Source organism: Luteolibacter sp. Y139, assembly GCF_038066715.1.
GTDB classification, from domain to species: Bacteria; Verrucomicrobiota; Verrucomicrobiia; order Verrucomicrobiales; family Akkermansiaceae; genus Haloferula; species Haloferula soli.
Map to the genome: position 1 here is coordinate 37640 of NZ_JBBUKT010000004.1, position 17080 is coordinate 54719.

The 17080-nt window shown below is 61.6% G+C and carries 8 protein-coding genes; 7 read left to right on the forward strand and 1 reads right to left on the reverse strand.

The window, feature by feature from the left end:
• Positions 1-10 precede the first annotated feature (10 nt).
• Positions 11-997: an ROK family protein gene (locus WKV53_RS11365; RefSeq protein WP_341404708.1), complete on the forward strand. Its 987-nt coding sequence runs from the start codon at positions 11-13 to the stop codon at positions 995-997.
• A gap of 15 nt (positions 998-1012) precedes the next feature.
• Complete coding sequence (locus WKV53_RS11370) at positions 1013-3145, forward strand: glycoside hydrolase family 32 protein (protein ID WP_341404709.1); 2133 nt, start codon at positions 1013-1015, stop codon at positions 3143-3145.
• 51 nt (positions 3146-3196) lie between these two features.
• Here the strand turns inward: WKV53_RS11370 and WKV53_RS11375 are convergent, their stop codons facing one another.
• On the reverse strand, positions 3197-4315 hold the full coding sequence (locus WKV53_RS11375) for a substrate-binding domain-containing protein (protein WP_341404710.1): 1119 nt from the start codon (positions 4313-4315) through the stop codon (positions 3197-3199).
• Positions 4316-4670: 355 nt separating this feature from the next.
• On the opposite strand from WKV53_RS11375, the gene WKV53_RS11380 reads away from it, so the two are divergent.
• The 5 genes from WKV53_RS11380 to hrpA all read left to right on the forward strand — a co-directional run bounded on the left by WKV53_RS11380 (position 4671) and on the right by hrpA (position 17050).
• The gene (locus tag WKV53_RS11380; RefSeq protein ID WP_341404711.1) at positions 4671-7496 is read left to right on the forward strand and encodes a glycoside hydrolase family 32 protein; all 2826 of its coding nucleotides are present in this window, start codon (positions 4671-4673) and stop codon (positions 7494-7496) included.
• Complete coding sequence (locus WKV53_RS11385) at positions 7493-8362, forward strand: hypothetical protein (RefSeq protein ID WP_341404712.1); 870 nt, start codon at positions 7493-7495, stop codon at positions 8360-8362. The genes WKV53_RS11380 and WKV53_RS11385 overlap by 4 nt, the downstream gene beginning before the upstream one ends.
• A 200-nt stretch (positions 8363-8562) precedes the next feature.
• Positions 8563-12417: a beta strand repeat-containing protein gene (locus WKV53_RS11390; RefSeq protein WP_341404713.1), complete on the forward strand. Its 3855-nt coding sequence runs from the start codon at positions 8563-8565 to the stop codon at positions 12415-12417.
• A gap of 485 nt (positions 12418-12902) precedes the next feature.
• Positions 12903-13352, forward strand: a complete 450-nt coding sequence (locus WKV53_RS11395; RefSeq protein WP_341404714.1) for a nucleotidyl transferase AbiEii/AbiGii toxin family protein — start codon at positions 12903-12905, stop codon at positions 13350-13352.
• Between the two features lie 35 nt (positions 13353-13387).
• The gene (hrpA, locus tag WKV53_RS11400) at positions 13388-17050 is read left to right on the forward strand and encodes an ATP-dependent RNA helicase HrpA (RefSeq protein ID WP_341404715.1); all 3663 of its coding nucleotides are present in this window, start codon (positions 13388-13390) and stop codon (positions 17048-17050) included.
• Positions 17051-17080: the final 30 nt, after the last annotated feature.

A 17080-nucleotide genomic window follows, 5' to 3' on the forward strand; every position in this document is an offset into this window, starting at 1 on the left:
ATCCACAGTCATGAGCAGCATGCCTTCACCCATTGTCGGAGCCATCGAAGCCGGTGGCACCAAGTTCGTATGCGCCGTCGGCAGTGGCCCGGGCGAGGGGATCCTTGCCCGTGCGCGCTTTGACAGCGGTGACAACCCGGCGCGGCTGATGCGCGAGGTGGTGGACTGGTTCCTCGAACAGCAGGACCAGCACGGCGAACTAGCCGGACTCGGCTTCGCTTCCTTCGGTCCGCTGGACCTTGAGGAGGATTCCCCCACGTACGGATACATCACGACCACGCCGAAGAAGGGCTGGCAGCATGCCGATCTCGTGGGTCCTCTCCGCCGTGCCTTCCCGGGCGTGCCGACGATCGTCGACACCGATGTCAATGGCGCGGCCCTCGGCGAGGCTCGCTGGGGGGCAGCCGCGGACCTTGAGGATTTCGTCTATGTCACCGCAGGCACCGGCATCGGCGGCGGCGGTATGGCGCGGGGGCGATTGCTGCACGGCCTGGTGCATCCGGAGATGGGTCACATGGGGCTGCCGTGCATCGATGGTGATGACTTCGAAGGCGCGTGTCCGTTTCACGGACGCTGCTGGGAAGGCCTGTGTTCCGGGCCGGCGATCGCCAAGCGCGTCGGGATGCCGGCGGAATCGTTGCCGCCCGATCATCCGGCGTGGGATCTAACGGCGCGCTACATGGCGCATGCACTGGTCAATCTCACGTGCGTGCTTTCGCCACGGCGGATCATCCTCGGTGGCAGCGTGCGGAAGGCGGGTCGCTTGGGCGAAGAGGCGTTCTTCGCGAAAGTCCGTACTGCTTTCAGGGATGTACTTGCAGGTTATATCGCTTCTCCCTCCTTGGATGAAAGAGGCATCGGGGACTACATCGTTCCACCGGTGCTCGGCGACGATGCGGGTGTTTGCGGTGCCATTGCCTTGGCACAATCGGTCGCGAAGACCACCCCCAATGCTGAACGATCCCGCAGAGGGTCGATCGGCACGTCCGTTGGCTGAACAGCTCCTGACCTCATGAATACCTTGCTCAAGACCACTGCCCTCTTTGCGGCGTTCTCTTCCACGGGCTTCGCGGCTCCCGAGATCGTCCTCGCTGATTTTGAAAAGAGCACCTACGAACCGTGGACGGTGACGGGCGAAGCCTTCGGCCCCGGACCGGCGCAGGGTGCATTGCCTGGACAGATGGGAGTCGACGGCTTTCGCGGCAAGGGCTTGGTGAACACCTTCTTCAATGGTGATGATACGATCGGAACGCTGACCTCGCCGGAGTTCCGGATTGATCGGAAGTTCATTGGCTTCCTCATCGGTGGCGGAAAGAACGAGCAGGGACTCGCGCTGCAGCTGCTGGTGGATGGCAAGGTGGTGCGAAGCGCCACCGGCAACAACGACCGGCCTGGTGGCAGCGAGGAGCTTCAGCAAGAGTCATGGGATGTTTCCGATCTCGCAGGCAAGAAGGCGGTGCTGAAGATCGTGGACGATGCGAAGGGCGGCTGGGGGCACCTCACCGTGGACCAAATCGTCCAGACGGATACCAAGCCGAAGGGCGTGGTGAGCGGAGTCGAGCGATCCTTCACGGCGACGACGCGTTACCTGAACATTCCAATCAAGAACGGCGCGCCCCACCGCGTGGTCACGCTGCTGGTGGACGGCAAGGTCATTGTTAGAAACGACATCGAGCTCGCCGATGGTCCTGCCGACTGGTGGGCGCCGATGGACGTGAGCGCGTGGAAGGGCAAGAAGCTCACGCTGCGCGTGGACAAGCTTCACGAGGACTCGAAGGCGCTCGCTGCGGTTGATCCGGGAAACGAGATCAAGAATGCGGACAACCTTTACGAAGAACCCTTGCGCGGGCAGTTCCACTTCTCGCCGATGCGCGGCTGGAACAACGACCCGAACGGGATGGTATTCTACAACGGCGAGTATCACCTGTTCTTCCAGCACAATCCCTATGGCTGGGCCTGGGGAAACATGACCTGGGGCCATGCGGTGAGCAAAGACATGGTGCACTGGGAGGAACTCCCTTCCGCGCTACTGCCGGATGAAATGGGGCCGATGTTCAGCGGCGGCGCTGTCGTGGACTGGAAGAACACCAGCGGCTTCGGCAAGGACGGCAAGCCGCCGATGGTCGTCTTCTACACCGCGGCGGGGAACCCGACCGTGCAGTGCATGGCCTACAGCAACGATGGCCGACACTTCACGAAGTACGAGGGCAATCCCATCATCAAGGAAATCAGTGGCGGCAACCGCGACCCGAAGGTGGTCTGGCATGAGCCAACCAAGAGCTGGGTGCTGGTCTTCTACGTCGAGCTCGGTGGCGTGCACACGATGCACTTCTTCACCTCGCCAAACCTCAAGGAGTGGACCTTTGCCAGCAAGATCGACGGGTTCTTCGAGTGTCCCGAATTCTTCGAGGCACCGGTGGATGGCGATGCCACGAAGAAGAAATGGGTGCTGTCAGGAGCCAGCAGCGACTATCGGATCGGCAGCTTTGACGGGAAGACCTTCACGCCGGAGACGTCGATGCTGCCCGGACAGCGGGGCAAGGACTTCTATGCTGCGCAGGCATTCAGCGATCAACCCGACGGGCGACATATCCTGATCGGATGGTGGCGCACGGAGACGCGTGGCATGCCTTTCAATCAGTCGATGTCCATCCCGCTGGACCTGCGTCTCGTCCAGACGGCGGAGGGGCCGCGCTTGACCTACACGCCGGTGAAGGAACTCGAAGCGCTGCGTGCCAAGTCCCATCGCATCGCACCGCAGTCGCTCAAGCCGGGTGACAAGAATCCGCTCGATGATATCCGTGCCGAGCTGGTGGAAGTCCGCGCGGAATTCGAGCCGGGTGAAGCTGACGAGGTGATCTTCAATATCCGCGACGTGATGGTTGTCTACGATGCGAAGAAGCAGGAGTTCAGCGTGAACGGACACCGTGCGCCGGCGCCGCTCATCGATGGCAAGCAGCGCATCACGATCTTCTGCGACCGCACCGGGGTCGAGGCATTCGCCAGCGACGGTCTGTGCTTCATCCCGATGCCGATCAATCTCAAGGGCGAGAACCGCCGGCTTTATCTTGAGACGCGTGGTGGTGCGGCGAAGATCGCTTCGCTGGAAGTGCACGAGCTGCGCTCGGCGTGGAAGACGAAGTAAGGAGGTTCTTGAGAGAGGGCTGGTGGAACGCCGGCCCTCCTCACTTCATCCTTACTTCACATAGGCCCCACAGGATTCCCGCACGATCAGGCTGCCATTGAGGCGGATGCTGCGTGCGGGAAGCGATGGGTCCTGGAGTCGATCCAGCATGGCGCGGAATGCGGAGATCGCGATCTCCTGGCAGGGTTGGCGGTAGGTGGTGAGCGGAGGGCTGACGAGGCTGGCGAAGCCTGCGTCATCGAAGCCGACGACGCGCACGTCGCCGGGGACGGACACGCCAATCTTCCCCAGCGTCCGCACGAGCAGCGCGGCGGTGTGATCATTGCCGCAGACGATGGCGTCTGGGCGCGATCCCATGACCTTGTTGGCGAAAACAGGATCGCCTGCTTCGCCGCGCTCCGCCTTGATGAAGCACTCGGCACTACCGCACTGGCTGACCGCGGTCCACAGGCCGGTATAGCGAGCGTCGACCGTAGAGGCTGAAAGCGGCTTCGCGACATGGACGAAGCGGGTGCAACCGAGCTTGATCAAATGCCGGCCGATGGAGAAGCCGCCGCCGGCATTGTCCACGCCGACGAGGTCGTATTCACTGCGCTCGGGGTAGACGACGATGTCGTGATCGACGAGCACCACCGGGATGCCGGCTTCACGGAAGCGCTTTACCATCCGGAGATTCGCCTCGTAGCCGCCTTTGACGAATTCGTAAGGCGCGAAGAAGACACCATCGACGCGGTTCTCGATAAACTGCTGGCAGAGCTCGTCGCCATGCTCGAGCCGGGTATCGGCATCAAGCTGGGGAAGCGTCGAGCCACCCCAAACCAAGCTGTATTCGTGATGGCGTGCGAGGCTGGCAAGGTGACCGGCGATGAGCTGGAAAATCTCGGTGTGCCCGAAGTGGGGCATCAACAACGCGAGGCGATGGGTCGAGATCGGCACGGACGATTGGCTCGGTGGCCGCGCGTAGGTGCCGGAGCCGGTCTTGCGAACCACCAGGCCTTCGGTGGTGAGAGTCCGCATGGCCTGGGCGACGGTCGGGCGCGATACGCCGAAGCGCTCCATCAGCTTCGAGTCGCTGGGCAGGCGGCCTTCCTCGCCATATTTGCCGGCAGCGATTTCCTTCCGCAGTTCGGCGGAAATGTCCTCATGCTTGGCAGGAGCGCGAGTGCTCATAGTAGAACCTGTTTGGGTTTGGTTTTGACAGAAGAGTCACCGCTGGGTCGGAGCCTGTCAATTTACTGGCGGCAACCTGCCATGGCAGCTTTGTGAGTGCCAGCGCGGAGATGCTTCAAACACGCTGCAATTGAAGAATCTCTCCAAAAGGAGAGTTTTCGGAACAAGCGGTCATGACGGCTTACCGACCTGCCAAGACAGGTATCCCCTGTGGGCGGGGGCTTGCCGGTTGCGGCATTGCATGGTCCGCGGCTCCTTCACGGGAAACCCTTGATCCTGCCGGATGATTTGCCGTTCCGTCTTCAGTTTCCTTTGCCTCTCTGCGCTCCCGTGTGTCGCGGCGGAACCGGTAACCTTGTTTCCCAATTCGGACTTCGAAGCCGGTACCTTGGCGAACTGGACGGCTGCAGGTGCCGCCTTTACCCGTCAGCCGACCTATCATGACAACACGGCGGCGCGCGGGAATATCCCCTGCGGGCTTCAGGGCAACTACTGGATCGGCACGTATGAGAATTACGATGGCGTCACGGGAGCGCCGGGTGATACCCGCGGTGACACTCCGGTCGGTACGCTGACTTCGCAGTCCTTCGCCATCCAGAAGCGCTACATCACCTTCCTGATGGGAGGGGGAAACCATGCGGGGGGCACCGGAGTGAAGCTGGTGTGCGAAGGGGTGGAGTATCCGATGTCGACAGGTTTCGACAGCGAGGCGATGGCCCCCGTTACCTTCGATGCGCAGGCATTGGCGGGGAAATCCGCGACGCTGGTGATCTTCGACCAGGAGACCGGCGGCTGGGGGCACATCAATGCGGACAATTTCCAAGCGAGTGACGAGCCCGCGCCGACCGGCTTTCGTCTTACGCCGGGGATTCCCGCCGCGGATTCACCGACGATCGGCTACGATCAGGCGCAGCGGCCGCAGTTTCACTTCACGTCACGCCGCAACTGGCTGAACGACCCGAACGGGATGGTCTTCGACGGGGAGAAGTATCACTTCTTTTTCCAACACAATCCGCTCGGCACCGGCTGGGGGAACATGACGTGGGGGCACGCGGTGAGCACGGACATGATCCACTGGCGGCAGTTGAATCACGCCTTGCGGCCCTACCAAGTCGAAGGTCGCAGCGGCACGATCTTCTCGGGCAGCGCGGTGAGGGATTTCAACAACAGCCTCGGCGTGCAGGTGAGTTCGCGGAATACGCTGGCGGCCTTTTTCACGTATGCCCATAGCCCGTTCTATCAGGCGCTGGCCTATAGCACCGACGGCGGTGTGACGTGGAACTATCACAACGATGGCAAGGCGGTGGTGCCGAACCAGGGCTTCGATGACGGTGAGCGCGATCCCAAGGTCTTCTGGCACGAGGCATCGCAGAAGTGGGTGATGGTGCTGTGGGTGCACAATGGTCCCGGGCGGGTGCGCTTCTTCACTTCTACCAATTTGAAGGACTGGAATTTCGCATCCGATCTGATGCGCGACTGGGCCTTCGAGTGTATGGACATGTTCCCGCTGAAGGTGGATGGCAATCCGGCGCAGACGAAGTGGGTGATCTGCGATGCCAGCTACGACTACGAGATCGGCAGCTTCAATGGCACCACCTTCCAGACGGAGGCGGGGCCGTTTCATGCAAGCAGCGGGAGTTTCTATGCGGCGCAGAGTTTCAATCAGGCTCCGAACGGCCGTGTGGTGCAGATTGGCTGGATGAATGGCGGGCCGGATTCCGCGTCGGCGTATGGTGTGCCTTTCAACCAGCAGATGTCGTTTCCCTGCGAGCTGAGCTTGCGCACGACGCCTGATGGTGTGCGGCTCTGTGCGAATCCGGTTTCTGAGATTTCGTCGCTCGTCACCTCGACCTACCAGGCCGCCGATCAGCCGTTGAATGCAACCAACCTGCTGGCGGGGATCGGTGGATTGGATCTGGTTGATTTGTCGATGGAATTCGAGCCGAGGACGGCGACGCAGGTGGTCATCGATCTGCCGCGCACGACCGTCCGCTACAATGTCTCCAGCAGTACGCTGACTTTCACGGATGTGAATGGGAATGCGATCTCGTTGGTCGATGGCGCCGTTACCCAGCGTGCGGGGCGGGTCAAGCTGCGGCTGCTGCTCGATCGCTTGAGTCTTGAGGGCTACACGTTCGACGGCGAGAAGTTCGGGTCGCAATATGTCAGTCCAAGCAACGGCACCACGACTCCCGCAATCTATGCGGTGGGTGGACAGGGTTGGGTGAATTCGCTTTCGGTGAAGAAGCTGGCGTCGGCGTGGACGCCGGAAACGCCGCTATCCACGACGATCATCAATCCCGGATTTGATGACGGCATTCCGAGTGGTGGTTCTTTTCAAAGCACGGTGCCGGGTTGGACGACATTCGGCGATTGGGCGGGTGCGGCAGGGCGCTGGGATGACAGTGGTAATGCACTGACACAGGCGGCGGGCTATCCCGACTTCACCGGCTTGGGCGCGGCCTCGCTGAAGGCACGAAACGCGGCCAACGAGAACCGAGCGGGGCTTTTCCAATCACTCGGCCGCGTCGCGCTCGCGGACATTGGCAAGACCTTCACGCTGGGTGCAGATCTGGGTGCGAGAATCACGGATGGAGCGGGAAACTATTCGCACACCGGTGAGCTGACCGTTTCCTTCCGAAAGGGGCTGACGAGCGGCGTGCCGGGTGACGGCGGGACATTGTTAGGGACGGCGGGCACGCGCACGGTCACCGCGAATGATGCGGTCTTGCCCTCGTTGGCGAGCGTGGTGCCGGTGAGATACACGGCGGCATTCACGCCCGGCATTGAGGATGTCGGGACGGAGGTGTTTGCAGTGATCGATCTGAAGAATGTTTCCTCGAGTGCGAGCGCGACGAATGGTGAGAAGCAATACATCGCCGACAATGTGACCTTGTCGGCGGTGGTTCCTCCGCTGCCTTCGGGGGTGTTGGCTTATGAGGGATTCGACTATGCGAGCGGCAATGCTTCGCTGAGCGGTGGTGCGGGTGGGCGTGGCTGGGCGGCGCCATGGGTGACCGTGGACAATGGCAGCGCTGATGTTGTGGCCGGCAGCCTCGCGGGAGGAGCCAGGGTGCCAGCTGGCTTCGATGCCGCGTCCGCTGGGAACAGGTGCAACCTCCCCAACGGCCGTCGGGGGGGAGACTTCTTGATACGAGTCCGAACGGGCCCTTCGGAGTGAATGGCCTGGTCGATGCCAACGGACGGATCGGGAAGGATGGGACGAGCCTGTATCTTTCGTTTCTCCAGCAGCCGAACGGGACGAGTCTCTTCTACGAATTCGAATTCCATCGTGGTGATCTCGGTGACCCGGGACGCATCGCCGGCATTGGAAATGACCGGCCGGGAGACAATGTGAATCTCCGCGCGCCCAACAATACCCACACCTTGATCGGGGCGGGGGATACGAATGTGAACTTCTACGTCGTGCGGATCGACTTCAAAGCGGGCAATGACGACGTTCGCATTTACAGGAATCCGACATCGGTCACCGAACCCGGAGTGCCGACGTTGACCAAGCTGGGAGCTGCGGACATGTCCTTCGACGGCATCTCGTTCGGTGCCTTTGTCAATGGTCGCACGGTGATGCATGACGAGATCCGCGTGGGTACCTCATGGGCTGATGCGATCGGGGAAGATCCCTATGTCACCTGGGTGAGGGAAAGCGGCCTGCAAGGAGCGGGTGGAAGCAACACGGGCTTCGATGCTGATCCCGATCGCGACGCCATTCCCAATGGACTCGAGTGGCTGCTTGGCGGAAACCCGCTTGTCTTTGATGCAGCGTCAGTGTGGTCCGCCAATGCCGCGGACGGACTGACGCTCACGTTCCACATCAATCCGGATGCAATCAGTCACGCCGGACTATTTCTCCAGTGGTCGAAGACTCTCAGTGGCACCTGGACTGACGTGCCTATTCAACAAGGTGGTGGCACCTATGCGAATGGTGTCGTCGTTCAATCCAATGGAAACGCGGTCACGGTTCACGTGCCCGGTTACAACGCGAGCCAAGGCAAGTTGTTTGCCCGGCTGCGTGCAGTTGAAGAATGAAACTCATTGGCGGTAATCGGTAATGATGACTGGCAAAAGATGACAAGACAGGAATGAGCAGGCGGCGCGGCTTTCCCGTTGGTGCTCACCTTAGGACTGGATAGCGAATGATTTACTCGAATGGCGAAACGGCAGATCCGCTTCGATCACACCGGCCGCTCGAACTCTCTCCCAAGTGAGAAACCCCTGGTTATAAACCCATGAAACGACCCTACTCCTCTATCGTCAGGAATTGTGCCCTGATTTTTGCGGGATGGTTGGCACCTCTCGGATCGCAGGCCGCGCAGCTGGCCTACGAGGGGTTCGACTATTCGAGCGGTGCCGGCAATCTAACAGGATTGGGCGGCGGCTTCGGCTGGAATGGAAACTGGCTGACGGTCAACAACGGCAGCGCCGATGTGACCCTCGCCAGCCTGGCCGCCGGTGCGAGTTCGCCTTCCGGCTACGACGCGCTTTCCATTGGCAAAGGCGCCTTCCTGCCCAACGGCAGGCGGGTCGGCCGTCTGCTCGATACCTCCACGAACGGTCCATTCGGCCAGCAGGGCTATCGCGACGTCAATGGCCGGATCGGTGCCGATGGCACGACGCTTTACCTGAGCTTCATGCAGCAGCCGAATGGCACGGACTCCTACTACGAGTTCGAATTCCACCGCGACAATCTGGGAGATCCCGGTCGCATTGGCGGGATTGGCAATGACCAGCCCGGAGGCAATGTGAACCTCCGCGCTCCCAATGGTACCCACACCTTCATCGGAGCGGGCAGCACCAATGTGAACTTCTACGTGGTGCGGATTGATTTCAAGGCGGGCAATGACGACGTCCGCGTCTATCAGAATCCGACTTCCGCGACGGAGCCCGGTGTGCCGACGCTGACCAAGCTCGGTGCTGCGGACATGTCGTTCAATGGCGTTTCCTTCGGGGCGTTTGTTGGCGGCATCGCACGTACCGTGGCGCACGACGAGGTGCGTTTCGGGCAGAGCTGGTCGGATGTCACGATTCCGACGCTGTCGGCGCCGGTTTTCGCCACGCAGCCGCGGGCTTCCACGACGGTCTTTGCCGGCGGCTCCGTGAGCTTGGTTGCAACGGCCGGTGGTTATCCAGCTCCGACTTACCAGTGGTATCACGGGGTGGACCTTCTTCCCGGGAAAACCAGCCCGGTGCTCACTCTGAGCAATGTGCAGGCTGGTGATGCGGGTGCTTATCACGTGGTCGCTACCAATTCGCAGGGTGCGCCTTCGAGTTCGAATGGAACCGTAGTGGTGCAAAGCACGCCAGCGGGCCTGATGGTTTATGAGGGTTTCGACTACGACGCAGGCAGCTCGAACATGAACGGGAAAGCGGGCGGCCTCGGCTGGGCGGCTCCTTGGACGGCTGTGGACGGCGGCGGTGGCAATGTCCAAAGCGGCAATCTTGCGGCAGGCACCAATGCGCCCAATGGCTACGATGCGCAATCACTGGCCAACAGCTCCTTCATCCCGAATGCGAAGCGTGACGGACGCCTGCTGGACACCTCGCTGGGCGGACGTCTCGGTGCCGCGGGCTACATCGACGGCAACGGCAATGTCGGCGCGGATGGGAAGACCCTTTATCTGAGCTTCCTGCAGCAGCCGGACGGCACCTCGCTCTTCTACGAGTTCGAGTTTCACAAGGGCAATCTCGGCGATCCCGGTCGTATCGGCGGCGTCGGCAATGATACGTCCAATGCGGTTGTCAACCTGAGGACTCCTTCCAACACGCCGACGTTGATCGGTCCTGGTAGCACCGGTGTGAACTTCTACGTGATGAGGATCGATTTCAAGGCGGGGAACCAAGATGAGATCAGGGTTTATCAGAATCCTGTTTCCGCGACTGAGCCAGCGGTGCCGACCTTGCTTAAGACGAATGGCGGAGACTTTTCGTTCAACGGTCTTTCCGTGGCCGCTTTCGTCAATGGCCGCACCGTGAAGCACGATGAGATCCGGATTGGTCAGAACTGGTCGGACGTGGTCTTTGGGACCAGCCGCCGCGACCTTGTTTGGGCGGGCAATGGGACCACCAACAACTGGGATTTCGTTTCCAACAACTGGAAAGTCGGAGTGACTCCCACCGCCTTCGTGGATGGCGATCCGGTCACCTTCGATGACACTGGTTCGGCAACGCCTGCGGTGAATGTCGCGACCAATGTGGCCACTGCGTCGCTCAACGTCGCGAATTCGGTGAACGCGTATACGATCGGAGGCACCAACACGGTCACCGCCTCGGGCGGCTTGACCAAGACGGGTAGCGCTTCGCTCACGATCACGGCGCCGACTTCCTTCGGTAGTTCGGTGACGGTGAATGCCGGGGACCTCGCGCTCAATGGCACTTCCACCACCTCAGGCAATCTCTCGCTTGGGACTGGCTCGGGAGCACTTACCCTCGGGGGAACCAATACCTTCAATGGCAGCCTGCTCGACTCGGCGACCACTGGCAACCGGACCTTCAGCGGGACCAATACCTTCACCGGCCTGTCCACGCTGAACGGGAACCTGACCTTCAGCGGGACCACGAACTTCACCGGTGCCGGTGCCGTGATCTGGTTTGGCAATTTCACGGGAGCGAATGCTTCGGTGACCATCCAACCGGGTGCAGTCATCAACATCACCGGCAACTACAACGATGCGCTGGTATTCGGTCGCGACGGCGGCAACGCGTCGGTGATCCAGAACGGCGGCACCTTGACCTACAATCCGGCGAATCGCGGTGAAGCCTTCCTCGGTGCCAGCGGAGTCAATACCGGAACCAATCCCACCTATCAGATGAACGGCGGCGTGCTCGACATGAGCAACAAGCGCCTCGGCATCGCGCTCGGCGGAAATGGTGCGGGTGTCACCGCAGCCTTCACCCAGACCGGCGGCTCCGTCCTAGTTCGCCAGCTCGACATGGGTGCGAACCTGGGCTTTGGCAATGCGACCTACACGCTCTCGGGCGGTTCGATCACTATCGGTGAGGCGGGGATCACCACTGCCAGCAACCTGTATACGATCGATCTCGGCGGTGGCACCGTGAATGCCGCGGCGAGCTGGAATTCGGCGCTGGATATCACGCTTACCGGCACCAATGGCAACACCACCTTCGACACGGCCAACAATACGGTCCGGCTCGCGGGGGCCATCGATGGCACGGGTGGTCTGGTGAAGAACGGCACCGGCACCTTGATCCTCACCGGCTTCAATTCCTACAGTGGAGCGACGCAGGTCAATGCGGGCACCATCGGGGGACGCGGCACGAGTGACAACTCGGCGCTTACCGTCGCTTCCGGTGCCACGCTGGCCCCGGGTGACCTGCTCACGGATATCTTCCTCGTTCCGTCGGCCGTTCTGGCCAGTGGCTCGACCTTCCACGTGAAGATCGACAACGAGGAAGATTCCGCCGACCAGCTCCAGTCGCTGGGCACGGTGAACATCTCGGGTGTGAATCTCACCTTCAGCGAGATGGGTGCCGGTGTCATCCCGGCCGGAGAAGATCTGGTGATCGTCGATGCCTCCAGCGGACGGACGGGCACCTTCGCTGGCTTGCCGGAAGGCGCGGCGTTGGACACCGGGCTCAATACCTTCGTCATCCACTACACTGCGAACCAGGTGAAGCTGACTTCCACCTCCGTGGAGAATCCGTATGTCACGTGGGCAACTGCCCATGGTCTCGATGGCTCTCCTGGCAAGGATCCGGCCTTCGACGCCGATCCGGAAGGCGACGGCATCGCCAACGGCCTCGAGTGGGTGCTCGGTGGTGATCCGCTTGCTGGCGACGGTGGATCGCTGCTCACTTCCAGCGCCGATGCCACGGGTGGACTCACCCTTGAATTCAACCGCGAGGAGAATTCCATCGGGCAGACCACCTTGGTCGTCCAATGGAACACCAATCTGAGCGCGACTTGGACCGATGTGCCGGTCACGCAAGCCGGCGGGTCCTATGCCAATGGCGTGACCGTCTCTGTCGATCAGGAGGCCACGCCGGACCATGTGTCCGTCAATATCCCCGCCTCCAACGCCGCGGGTGGCGGGCTGTTCGCACGGGTGCGTGTGACTTCGCCGTAAGTCAGATCCGAGCCGCCGTTCGCCGTTCGGGGCGACGGCGGCCTTCTGGTTTTATCAAGCTGTGGGTCTAGGACCACAGGGTCCTCTTCTTCGAAAGCGGTGCTGGTAAGGCGCTGCCACCTGATTCCGGATGGGTTCCCGGGCGGGTGGATGCTTTCCGAGGAAGAGGGCCTTACTTTTTTGAGTGCTGCGGCTATTTGACGTCGCAGTCGAGTTTTGGAAACGAGGCAGCCAGCCCCGATAGGAGCGCTGTAGCTGACTTGGATGATTTGTTACCGGGACGTTCCGTCCGGGGCGGTGGAGGAGGGAGTGGTCAATCTCTCGACAGGTGCGAGAGGGGTGTTAAGCTTTCGGGGTGCAAAAGGTGGTCATCAAGCGATCCTTGGCGTCCGAGGGAATTCCTCCATTGATTGAGGACCCCCTTGAGGCCCTTGAAGTCTTTGCCACGATCCTGGAGCGCGGAGCCTCCTTTTATCCCGATGCCGATGAAGCTACAAAAGGACATCCACGAGTTTGTCGCGTTGTTGCTCTCGCGGAAAGTTGAGTTCCTTCTGGTTGGCGGCTATGCGCTTGCGTTTCACGGAGCACCCCGGTTCACGGAAGATATCGACTTGTTCGTGTTCGTTTCACCCGAGAATGCTTCGAAGATGGCTGGGGTGATCGAAGAGTTTGGCTTTGGCGAACTTGGCCTCAGTACTGCCGACTTCCTCGTGCCGGATCAAGTGATTCAACTCGGCCGGGCTCCCCACAGGATCGACCTTTTGACCGGGATCAGCGGTGTGACTTGGGAGATGGCGTGCGAATCGAGAATTGAAGTGGAACTCGATGATTTGAAGGTTTTTGTCATCGGGAAAGCAGCTCTGGAAGCTAACAAGGCTGCTACGGGAAGGCCTCAGGATTTGGCGGACTTGGCCCGTTTGCGTGGCCGGGCTTGAGGTGGGGCGCTGGGCCGTCTATGTCCCCCCGCGCGATGACGGACGCCCTGCCGCCGCTGAACTACCCTGAAAGCCTGCCGGTTGTCGGCATGCGGCGGGAGATCGTTGCTGCGATTCAGGGGAATCCGGTGGTGGTTGTGGTCAGCGAGACGGGGTCGGGGAAGACGACGCAGCTGCCGAAAATGGTGGCCGAGGCCTTGGCGGGGTCCAAGCGGAAGATCGGGTGCACCCAGCCGCGGCGGATTGCGGCGGCGAGTGTGGCGAAGCGGGTGGCGGAGGAGCTGAAGGGACCGCTGGGCGGATTTGTCGGCTATCAGGTGCGGTTCGAGGACAAGACGACCAAGGAGACGCGGATCAAGTTCATGACGGACGGGATCCTGCTGGCCGAGACGCAGGGCGATCCGGACTTGAAGCAGTATGACGCGCTGATTCTCGACGAGGCTCATGAGCGCTCGCTGAACATCGACTTCCTGCTCGGCTACCTGAAGCGGCTGTTAGGCCGGCGCAAGGATCTCAAGCTGGTGATTTCCTCCGCGACGCTGGATGCGGGGTCATTCTCCGCCTTCTTCAATGGTGCGCCGGTGCTTCAGGCGGAGGGGCGCACCTTCGGGGTGGAGGAGTTCTTCCTGCCGCCTGATGAAGAGGAAGAGCTGATCCGCCATGTGCCGCGTGCGGTCGATTGGTTGACGGATGTAGATCCGATGGGCGATGTGCTGGTGTTCCTGCCGGGCGAGCGCGAGATCCGCGATTGTGCCGATGCGCTCGATGGCAGGAGATATCGCAATACCGAGGTGCTGCCGCTCTTCGCGCGCCTCGGCCTTGGCGACCAGCAGCGGATCTTTTCGCCGGGCTCGAAGCGCCGGATCATCCTCGCGACGAATGTTGCGGAGACCTCGCTGACCATTCCGCGGATTGTCAGCGTGGTGGATAGCGGGGTGGCACGGGTCAGTCGCTGGAGCCCGGCTCGCGGGGTGCAGCGCTTGCAGATCGAGGAAGTCTCGCAAGCGAGCGCCCGCCAGAGGAAAGGGCGTTGCGGGCGTGTGCGGGAGGGCGTGTGTGTCCGGCTTTATTCTGAGGAGAACCTCAACGAGCGCGCAGAGTTCACCGATCCGGAGATCCGGCGCAGTTCGCTCGCCGGGGTGATCCTACGGATGAAGTCGCTGGGGCTGCCGGACATCGAGGACTTTCCGTTTCTCGATCCGCCGGCTCCGAAGGCGATCGCCGAGGGATACCGGACATTGCGGGAAGTCGGGGCGCTGGACAAAGAGAAGAATCTCACCGAATCCGGTCGCACGATGGCGCGGATGCCGGTGGATCCGCGGCTGTCGCGGATCTTGTTAGAGGCGCGGCATGAGCATTGCCTCGGAGAAATTTTGCCGGTGGTGGCGCTTCTTGAATCGAGCGATCCCAAGGAGCGCCCGGCGGAGAAGATTAAGCAGGCGGATGCGGCGCATGCGCGCTGGAAGGATGTCGATTCGGACTTCCGGTCGATCCTGCGGCTGTGGCTCGATCTGCAGCGTTTCCGTGAAGGGCGTGGCTGGAAGCGCAATCAGCTTCGCAAGTTCTGCGGTGATGCTTTCCTCAGCTATCGCCGCGTCACCGAGTGGGCGAACGTTCATGATGAGCTGAAGGAACTCCTGGATCGCGAGCTGCGCTGGCATCTGAAGCCGGCGCCGGAGACGGTCGAGAAGGGGGCTTCATACGAAGCATTCCATCGCTCGCTGCTTGCCGGGGTACCGCGGCAGTTCGGGCTGTGGGACCGGGAGGAGAGGGCGTATCGCAGCGCTTCCGGTGGACACTTCGCGGTGTTTCCGGGATCCGGCCTGTTCGGGGGGAAGCGCTGGGATTGGGTGATGGCGATGGAGCTGGTCGAGACGACGCGGCTGTGGGCGCGGCGGATCGCTCGCATCGATCCGGCCTGGGTGGAGCAGGTGGCATCGCACCTGTGCACGAAACGCTATGGTGACGGGCATTGGGATGAGCAGCATGGCGCGGTGTATGCGAAGGAGACCGTCCTGTGCGGTGGGCTACCCATCGTCGCGGGCCGGCGTGTGCACTACGGGCGCATCGATCCCGAGGGTGCGCGGAAGATTTTTGTCAGGGAAGGACTGATGCAGGGCGGCGTGAAGGGGAAGTCCCGGGCTGCCGAGCGGCTTGCCGCCTTGAAGGAAGAGATCGAAGGGATCGAGCACAAGCTGCGCCGGCCCGGCGGGCTGTGGAGCGAGGAAGCGGTGCTTGAGTTCTTCGAAAGCCGTTTGCCGGAGGGAATGTGCACGGCGAAGGCCTTCCACGACTGGCGTGGCAAGCATGAGGAGCAGATCCTCGCGAACCGGCAGGACGTGGTGCTGGAGGATCTGGATGCGCTCGACCTTGAAGGGCATCCGGATTGGATCGAGCACGCGGGTCAGGAATATGCGCTCTACTATCGCGCCGCGCCGGGTGAGCGTGATGATGGGGTAACGATGGGCGTGCACATCGACCAGCTTCCGAACCTGCCGGATTGGCTGCCTTCGTGGGGCGTGCCGGGCGATCTTGCGTGGCGTGCCGAGTGGTTGATCCGCTCGTTGCCGAAGGACTTGCGTCGCGAATGCCAGCCGGTGGCTGAGGCCTCGAATGGCTTTGCCGATGAATGGCGCTATCGGGAAAAGGACGCGCCGCTCGAAGTACGGCTCGCGCAGTACTTGACGAAGTTTTCGGGCTTCACCGTGGAGCCGCGCGACTTTGATCTGGAGCGCTTGCCGGAAGAATTGATCACCAAGATCTGGGTCTGTGACGACGAGGAAAACGAGATCGCCTTTGGCAAGGAGGTGAAGACGCTGCGGGCCAAGCTCGGGAAGGTCGTGAAGGATCGGTTCGAGGCCGCGGCGAATGCCGAGTGGGAACGCGGCGGCATGAAGGCGTGGACGGAAGGCGATGTGCCGGAGCGGATCGAGACGTCCGCGGGTCCCGCCTTTCCGGCGCTGGTGGATGAAGGCTCATCGGTCGGGGTGCGTGCCTTTTCGAGACAGTCCGAGGCGGAACAATCGCACCGCGCCGGGCAGGTGCGGCTGCTGATGCTCGCGCAGCCGGATCAAGTGGCCTACCTGAAGAAGAAATATCCGCTCGGGCTGATGGCGAAGGTGGAGCTGCCGCGGATGGGAATCACGCTGGATGATCTGATCGCGCTTGCTGGTGAAGGGGCGCTGGGTGCCAAGCGTTTCACCACGCCGGCCCAATTTGCGGCGAAGTCGAAGGACGGGAAGGGCAAGTGGTTCGAAGCGGCCAACGCGATTGGCAAGTCACTGGATGCCACCTTCGATGCGATTGGGCCGGTGCGGCAGTGGATCCATGAGAACGCGAAGGACCGCAACCTTTCGGCCGTCGCTGCGGATCTGGAGGAAGAACTCGCGTGGCTGCTACGTCCACGCTTCGTGTGGCGTTCCGGATTTGCACGGATGAGAAGCCACGATCGCTACCTGCGCGGAATTCGCTCGCGCCTCGGCCGTCTTACGAGCCTGCCGCTGGTGAAGGATCTGGAGAAGATGGAGCGGGTTCGGAAGTTCTGGCAGCCGTGGTTCATCGCGTGGACGGCGAGACCGGATGATCCGGCGCTCTGGGAATATGGGTGGCTGTTAGAGGAGTTCCGATTGTCGCTCTTCGCCCCGGATATCGGTGTTGAGATGAAGGTTTCGGAGAAGCGGCTTGCGGAGGGGTTTTGACTGTATTGCGCTGATCGGGGCTGCCCTGGC

Excerpts from the sequence above, each read along its gene's own strand:
- WKV53_RS11365 (WP_341404708.1), top strand. The coding sequence starts at position 11 with ATGAGCAGCATGCCTTCACCCATTGTCGGAGCCATCGAAGCCGGTGGC.
- WKV53_RS11370 (WP_341404709.1), top strand. The coding sequence starts at position 1,013 with ATGAATACCTTGCTCAAGACCACTGCCCTCTTTGCGGCGTTCTCTTCC.
- WKV53_RS11375 (WP_341404710.1), bottom strand. The coding sequence starts at position 4,315 with ATGAGCACTCGCGCTCCTGCCAAGCATGAGGACATTTCCGCCGAACTG.
- WKV53_RS11390 (WP_341404713.1), top strand. The coding sequence starts at position 8,563 with ATGAAACGACCCTACTCCTCTATCGTCAGGAATTGTGCCCTGATTTTT.
- WKV53_RS11395 (WP_341404714.1), top strand. The coding sequence starts at position 12,903 with ATGAAGCTACAAAAGGACATCCACGAGTTTGTCGCGTTGTTGCTCTCG.
- hrpA (WP_341404715.1), top strand. The coding sequence starts at position 13,388 with ATGACGGACGCCCTGCCGCCGCTGAACTACCCTGAAAGCCTGCCGGTT.